Here is a 6,653-nt window from a genome sequence, read left to right on the forward strand (position 1 = left end):
CGCATAGACGACCCCGGAACGACGGAATCGACGCGGGACCACGATGCTCTGTGGTCCCGCGCCGGTTCGACGGTGTGATGCTTCGGGGCTAGAAGTCCCAGTCGGCGTCTTCGGTGGTGACGGCCTTGCCGATCACGTACGACGAGCCCGACCCCGAGAAGAAGTCGTGGTTCTCGTCGGCGTTGGGCGAGAGGGCCGACAGGATCGCGGGGTTCACGTCGGTCGTCTCTTTGGGGAACATGGCCTCGTAGCCGAGGTTCATCAGCGCCTTGTTGGCGTTGTAGTGCAGGAACTTCTTGACGTCCTCGGTCAGGCCGACTCCGTCGTAGAGGTCCTGGGTGTACTGGATCTCGTTCTCGTAGAGCTCGAAGAGGAGGTTGAACGTGTAGTCCTTGATCTCCTGCTTGCGCTCCTCCGAGGCTCCTTCGAGGCCCTTCTGGAACTTGTAGCCGATGTAGTAGCCGTGCACGGCCTCGTCGCGGATGATGAGGCGGATCAGGTCGGCCGTGTTGGTGAGCTTGGCCCGCGAGGACCAGTACATCGGCAGGTAGAAGCCGCTGTAGAACAGGAACGACTCGAGCAGGGTCGAGGCGACCTTGCGCTTGAGGGGGTCGTCGCCCGTGTAGTAGTCGAGGACGATCTGGGCCTTCTTCTGCAGGTTCGGGTTCTCGACCGACCAGCGGAAGGCGTCGTCGATCTCGGGGGTCGACGCGAGGGTCGAGAAGATCGACGAGTAGCTCTTGGCGTGCACGGACTCCATGAACGCGATGTTCGTGTAGACAGCCTCTTCGTGCGGGGTGATCGCGTCGGGGATCAGGCTGATGGCGCCGACGGTGCCCTGGATCGTGTCGAGCAGCGTGAGGCCGGTGAAGACGCGCATCGTGAGCTGCTGCTCTTCGGGGGTGAGGGTGTTCCACGACTGGACGTCGTTCGACAGCGGGATCTTCTCGGGCAGCCAGAAGTTGTTGACCAGACGGTTCCAGACGTCGACGTCCTTGTCGTCCTGGATGCGGTTCCAGTTAATCGCACTGACCGACTTGATCAGCGGGATCGACTTGCCGGTGGCGTGCACCGGGTCGGTGATGGTCATGACGTGCCTTTCGAGGAGAAGATCTGGAGTTCAGGAGGCGCGGGTCGAGTGGTCCCGACCCGCGCCGGGTGAGCCGTGGGTCCGCGCCGCCGCAGATGCGGCGGTCGCGGCGACGGGCTCTAGAGCATGCAGCTGACGCAGCCGTCGACCTCGGTGCCCTCGAGGGCGAGCTGACGGAGACGGATGTAGTAGATCGTCTTGATGCCCTTGCGCCATGCGTAGATCTGCGCCTTGTTGATGTCGCGCGTCGTGGCGGTGTCCTTGAAGAAGAGCGTCAGCGAGAGGCCCTGATCGACGTGCTGCGTCGCCGCGGCGTACGTGTCGATGATCTTCTCGGGGCCGATCTCGTAGGCGTCCGTGTAGTACTCGAGGTTGTCGTTCGACATGAACGGCGCCGGGTAGTACACGCGGCCGAGCTTGCCCTCTTTGCGGATCTCGATCTTCGACGCGATCGGGTGGATCGACGACGTCGAGTGGTTGATGTACGAGATCGATCCGGTCGGCGGGACGGCCTGGAGGTTCTGGTTGTAGAGACCGTGGGCCATGACGCTGGCCTTCAGCTCGCGCCAGTCGTCCTGCGTGGGGACGGCGACCTGAGCGTCGGCGAAGAGCGATGCGCCGCGGGCCGTCGACGGAGCCCAGACCTGCTCGGTGTACTTGTCGAAGAACTCACCCGACGCGTACGTGCTGTCGGCGAAGCCGCCGAACGTCACGCCGCGCTCGATCGCGATGGTGTTCGAGGCGCGGAGGGCGTGGAACAGCACCGTGTAGAAGTAGATGTTCGTGAAGTCGATCGCTTCTTCGCTGCCGTAGTGCACGTGCTCGCGAGCGAGGTAGCCGTGCAGGTTCATCTGGCCGAGGCCGATCGCGTGCGACTGGTCGTTGCCGACCTCGATCGAGCGGACCGACGAGATGTGGCTCATGTCGCTCACCGCGCTGAGTCCGCGGATCGCGGTCTCGACGGTCTTGCCGAGGTCGGGGGCGTCCATCGACAGCGCGATGTTCATCGAGCCGAGGTTGCACGAGATGTCCTTGCCGATCTCGTTGTACGAGAGGTCCTCGTTGAAGGTGGTCGGCGTGTTGACCTGCAGGATCTCGGAGCACAGGTTCGACATGTTGATGCGGCCCTTGATCGGGTTCGCCTTGTTGACCGTGTCCTCGAACACGATGTAGGGGTAGCCCGACTCGAACTGGATCTCGGCGATCGTCTGGAAGAAGTCGCGCGCCTTGATCTTGGTCTTCTTGATGCGCGAGTCGGCGACCATCTCGCGGTACTTCTCGCTGATGGCGACGTCGCCGAAGGGGACGCCGTAGACCTTCTCGACGTCGTACGGCGAGAAGAGGTACATGTCCTCGTTGTTCTTCGCGAGCTCGAACGTGATGTCGGGCACGACGACGCCGAGCGACAGCGTCTTGATGCGGATCTTCTCGTCGGCGTTCTCGCGCTTCGTGTCGAGGAACCGCATGATGTCGGGGTGGTGCGCGCTGAGGTACACGGCACCGGCGCCCTGACGGGCCCCGAGCTGGTTGGCGTAGCTGAAGCTGTCTTCGAGGAGCTTCATGACGGGGATGATGCCCGATGACTGGTTCTCGATCTGCTTGATCGGCGCACCGGCCTCGCGGATGTTCGAGAGCGACAGGGCCACGCCGCCACCGCGCTTCGACAGCTGCAGCGACGAGTTGATGCCGCGCGAGATCGACTCCATGTTGTCTTCGATGCGGAGCAGGAAGCAGCTGACGAGCTCGCCGCGCTGGGCCTTGGCCGTGTTGAGGAACGTCGGCGTGGCCGGCTGGAACCGGCCGGCGATGATCTCCTCGACCAGGTCGATCGCGAGCTGCTCGTCGCCCTGGGCGAGACCGAGGGCGGTCATGACGACGCGGTCCTCGAAGCGCTCGAGGTAGCGCTTGCCGTCGAACGTCTTGAGCGTGTACGAGGTGTAGTACTTGAACGCGCCGAGGAAGGTCTGGAAGCGGAACTTCTTCGAGTAGGCGAGGTCGTTGAGCTTCTCGACGAACGAGAAGTCGTACTGCTCGATCGTCGCGGCCTCGTAGTACTCGTTCTCGACGAGGTAGTCGAGGCGCTCACGCAGGTTGTGGAAGAAGACCGTGTTCTGGTTGACGTGCTGCAGGAAGTACTGCTTGGCCGCCTCGCGGTCCTTGTCGAACTGGATCTCGCCCGACGGACCGTACAGGTTGAGCATCGCGTTGAGCGCGTGGTAGTCCATACCGGTGGTGCCGGCGAGCCCCTGGCCCGGGGCGGCGATCACTTCGAGATCATCGACTGCTGAGTCCAAAATCGTTCCAATCCTGTGTGTACTGCGTTGACGTCGCCTGGCGTTCCGAAGACCTCGAAACGGTAGAGAAGGGGCACCTCGCACTTGGCGGCGATGATGTCGCCGGCCAGGCAGTAGCCCTCCCCGAAGTTGGTGTTGCCCGCCGCGATCACGCCTCGGATGAGACGCCGGTTGCCCTCGTCGTTGAGGAACCGGATGACCTGCTTCGGGACGGCGCCTCGCCCTTCGCCGCCACCGTAGGTGGGCAGCACGAGGACGTAGGGGTCACTGACATGGAGCGGCTGTTCCGAAGGGAACAGGGGGATGCGCTCGGCCGGCACCCCCAGCTTCTCGACGAACCGTCGAGTGTTGCCGGAGACGCTGGAGAAGTAGACGAGATTCGCCATGTCGTCGTGACCTCCCTGCGATGCGCGGACGGTGGGGTGCCGACCCGGCGAGGTCGTGGTGACGACCTCGCCGGGTGCGGCACGCCGGGTCAGGAGATGCGAGCGGCGAGACCGGCGATCTTGTCGGGGCGGAAACCGCTCCAGTGGTCGTCGTCGGCGATGACCACGGGGGCCTGGAGGTAGCCGAGCGCCTTGACGGTCTCGAGCGCGGCGTCGTCGGCCGTGACGTCGAGGATGTCGTACTCGATCCCCTTGTTGTCGAGGGCGCGGTACGTGGCCGTGCACTGGACGCAGGACGGCTTGGTGTAGACGGTGATGGCCATGTGATCCCCTGTGTTCTGGCCGGCTTTCGAGGCCGGGTCTGGTGGTTCGTGGGCCAGCGGGGCGTAGTGCCCGCGGCGACTCTTCGATACTACATCTAGTGGCCGACACTCGTGGGCACAACTAGATGCGGTGTTACACCGGTGTAACTCTCATACAGCCGACTTTCCACAGGGTCGCCCACAAGTTGCCAACAGTTCTGCGGGTGTTGTCCCCGTTTCCGGTGAGTTCTCCACATCCTTCTCCCCACCTCCGACATTCGAATCGGGCTGTCCCCACTTCGGGCCGACGGCGTGTCGCGACGGCCCCGTCCGCTCGTAGACTTGTCCCCTCGTGAGCACCTATTCGACCCTGCTGAAGACGCCCGGCGTCTCGCGCATCATCGCGGCCCAGCTGACCGCGCGCTTCCCGTTCGGCATGCTGTCGCTCGCGTTCCTGCTCCACGTCGAGCACGTGCACCATTCCTATGCGGCGGCCGGTCTCGTCCTGGCCGCGACGAGCATCGGGCAGGCGATCTCCGGCCCCCTCACCAGTCGCTGGATGGGCCGCTGGGCGATGCGCCCCGTGCTCACCCTGACCCTGATCGTCTGCTTCCTCACGATGGTCACCTTCTCGCTCTACGACTTCTCGGTCCCCGCCTTCATGGCCCTCGGTTTCGTCACCGGCCTCAGCGTGCCTCCCGTCCAGCCCGCGGTCCGCACCATCTACCCCAAGATGGTCACCTCGAACCAGCTGACGCCCCTCTTCTCGCTCGACGCATCCGCCCAGGAGATCATCTGGGTCGCCGGCCCGGTCATCACGACGTTCGTCGGCACGCAGATCGGCACCCAGGAGGCCATCTGGCTCGCGGCCGCCTTCCTGGTCGGCGGCGGCATCTGGTTCATCGCCTCCCCCGAGGTCGGCCGGGTGCGCATCCCCCGCAGCAAGCGCGCCTTCGGCAAGGTGCTCGCCCGCCCCACCGTGCTGCTCGCCACCGTCGCCGGGTTCCTCCTGATCGGCGCCTGCGCCGCGGTCGAGGCCGGCGTCGTCGCCCTCTTCGGCGAGGGCAGCGCCGACTCGGGCATCGCGCTGGCCATCTTCGCGGCCGGCTCGCTCGTCGGCGGTCTCGCCCTCGGGCACGTGCCCGTCGGCCCCTGGGCCCTGGCCCGCCGGCTCGCGATCGTCTTCGTCGGCATGACGCTGGCCATCTTCGCCACCGGCCTGTGGCCGCTCAGCATCACCCTGCTCATCGCCGGCGTCGGCATCGCCCCGGCCCTGGCCGTGATGTTCGCGATCGTCTCGTCGAGCGTCAAGTTCAGCGACACGGCCGAGGCCTACGGCTGGGCCGGCACCGGGCAGCTCATCGGATCGGCCCTCGGCTCGGCCATCGCCGGGTTCTACATCGACCGCATCGGCGGCCAGGGCGGCCTCATCGTGGCCGCCGTCTTCGCCCTGGTCGGCATGCTCGTCGGCATCGCCTTCCATCGCGCCCTCCCCGATCTGCGGGGGCGCGATGCGAGCCCGCTGCCCGACACCGAGCCGGTGACGATCCAGCCGAGCTGACCCGCGCCTCCTCGGCCGTCCGCACCGGACGCGACCCTCCCAGGGAGCGGATGCGCCCGACCGGGCCCCGGTCCGGCTCGCGGCTGGCAGGATCGAGGCATGCCCGACATCGACGTCCCACTGATCACGCTGAACGACGGCGCGACGATCCCCCAGCTCGGCCTCGGCGTCTACAAGGTCGCCGACGACGAGGCCGAACGCGTCGTCCGCACCGCCCTCGACGCGGGCTACCGGCACGTCGACACGGCCACGCTCTACGGCAACGAGGCGGGCGTCGGACGGGCGCTGCGCGACTCCAGCCTGGCGCGCGACGAGGTGTTCCTCACGACGAAGGTCTGGAACACGGCGCAGGGCTACGACGAGACGCTGCGGGCCTTCGACGAGAGCCTGGCCCTGCTCGGCACGGACCACGTCGATCTCTACCTCATCCACTGGCCGGCTCCCCGCCGTGACCGGTACGTCGAGACCTACCGCGCGCTCGAGGCGATCCGCGCCGAGGGCCGTGCCCGCTCGATCGGGGTGAGCAACTTCTCGGTGAGCCACCTCGAGCGGCTCCTCGGCGAGACCGACGTCGTGCCGGTCGTCGACCAGGTCGAGGCGCATCCGTGGCTGCCCCAGCGCGAGCTCCGCGCATTCGCCGACGAACGGGGCATCGTGACCGAGGCCTGGTCGCCGCTGGCGCGCGGGCGGATCCTCGACGATCCGACCCTGACCGCGATCGCGGACGCCCACGGGGTGAGCGTGGCGCAGGTCGTCATCCGCTGGCACCTCCAGCAGGGCCTCGTGGTGATCCCCAAGTCGGCGACCGCGTCGCGCATCCGATCGAACCTCGACGTCTTCGGCTTCGAGCTCGACGCGGACCAGCTCGCGGCGATCGCCGGGCTCGAGTCGGGGCAGCGCACCGGATCGCACCCCGACGACGTCGACTGACCCGCTCCTCCCTCGCGTCCTCCCGTGAGCGCCGTGGCTGCTGCCCGGGGCGGCGGGTCCCTGTCGTCGGGGGCGGGTCGGCGCTGACCC

General features: G+C 66.5%; 6 protein-coding genes. 2 read left to right on the forward strand and 4 right to left on the reverse strand.

Annotated elements, in window-relative coordinates; all coding sequences use genetic code 11:
* Window positions 1-88: 88 nt before the first annotated feature.
* From nrdF to nrdH, 4 genes are all read right to left on the reverse strand, one after another.
* Complete coding sequence (gene nrdF, locus FFA01_RS11355; RefSeq protein ID WP_244289819.1) at window positions 89-1,090, reverse strand: class 1b ribonucleoside-diphosphate reductase subunit beta; 1,002 nt, start codon at window positions 1,088-1,090, stop codon at window positions 89-91.
* A 119-nt stretch (window positions 1,091-1,209) separates the two neighbouring features.
* Window positions 1,210-3,315 (reverse strand): class 1b ribonucleoside-diphosphate reductase subunit alpha, encoded by a 2,106-nt coding sequence (nrdE, locus tag FFA01_RS11360; RefSeq protein ID WP_146856191.1) that lies wholly within the window; start codon window positions 3,313-3,315, stop codon window positions 1,210-1,212.
* Window positions 3,316-3,353: 38 nt separating this feature from the next.
* Window positions 3,354-3,770, reverse strand: coding sequence for a class Ib ribonucleoside-diphosphate reductase assembly flavoprotein NrdI (nrdI, locus tag FFA01_RS11365; RefSeq protein ID WP_146856175.1), 417 nt, complete (start codon window positions 3,768-3,770; stop codon window positions 3,354-3,356).
* Between the two features lie 89 nt (window positions 3,771-3,859).
* Complete coding sequence (gene nrdH / locus FFA01_RS11370) at window positions 3,860-4,093, reverse strand: glutaredoxin-like protein NrdH (protein ID WP_055794227.1); 234 nt, start codon at window positions 4,091-4,093, stop codon at window positions 3,860-3,862.
* A gap of 331 nt (window positions 4,094-4,424) precedes the next feature.
* Here nrdH and FFA01_RS11375 point away from each other — a divergent pair, with 331 nt between their 5' ends.
* A complete protein-coding gene (locus FFA01_RS11375) occupies window positions 4,425-5,633 on the forward strand; it encodes an MFS transporter (protein ID WP_146856177.1) in 1,209 nt (402 codons plus the stop codon).
* Window positions 5,634-5,732: 99 nt separating this feature from the next.
* On the forward strand, window positions 5,733-6,563 hold the full coding sequence (locus FFA01_RS11380; protein WP_146856180.1) for an aldo/keto reductase: 831 nt from the start codon (window positions 5,733-5,735) through the stop codon (window positions 6,561-6,563).
* Window positions 6,564-6,653: the final 90 nt, after the last annotated feature.

It is taken from the genome of Frigoribacterium faeni (genome assembly GCF_007988805.1).
Taxonomy (GTDB): domain Bacteria; phylum Actinomycetota; class Actinomycetes; order Actinomycetales; family Microbacteriaceae; genus Frigoribacterium; species Frigoribacterium faeni.

What these genes read in the sequence shown, in the direction of transcription:
- nrdI (WP_146856175.1), bottom strand. Translation starts at nt 3,770, where the DNA reads ATGGCGAATCTCGTCTACTTCTCCAGCGTCTCCGGCAACACTCGACGG.
- nrdH (WP_055794227.1), bottom strand. Translation starts at nt 4,093, where the DNA reads ATGGCCATCACCGTCTACACCAAGCCGTCCTGCGTCCAGTGCACGGCC.
- nrdF (WP_244289819.1), bottom strand. Translation starts at nt 1,090, where the DNA reads ATGACCATCACCGACCCGGTGCACGCCACCGGCAAGTCGATCCCGCTG.
- FFA01_RS11380 (WP_146856180.1), top strand. Translation starts at nt 5,733, where the DNA reads ATGCCCGACATCGACGTCCCACTGATCACGCTGAACGACGGCGCGACG.
- nrdE (WP_146856191.1), bottom strand. Translation starts at nt 3,315, where the DNA reads ATGGACTACCACGCGCTCAACGCGATGCTCAACCTGTACGGTCCGTCG.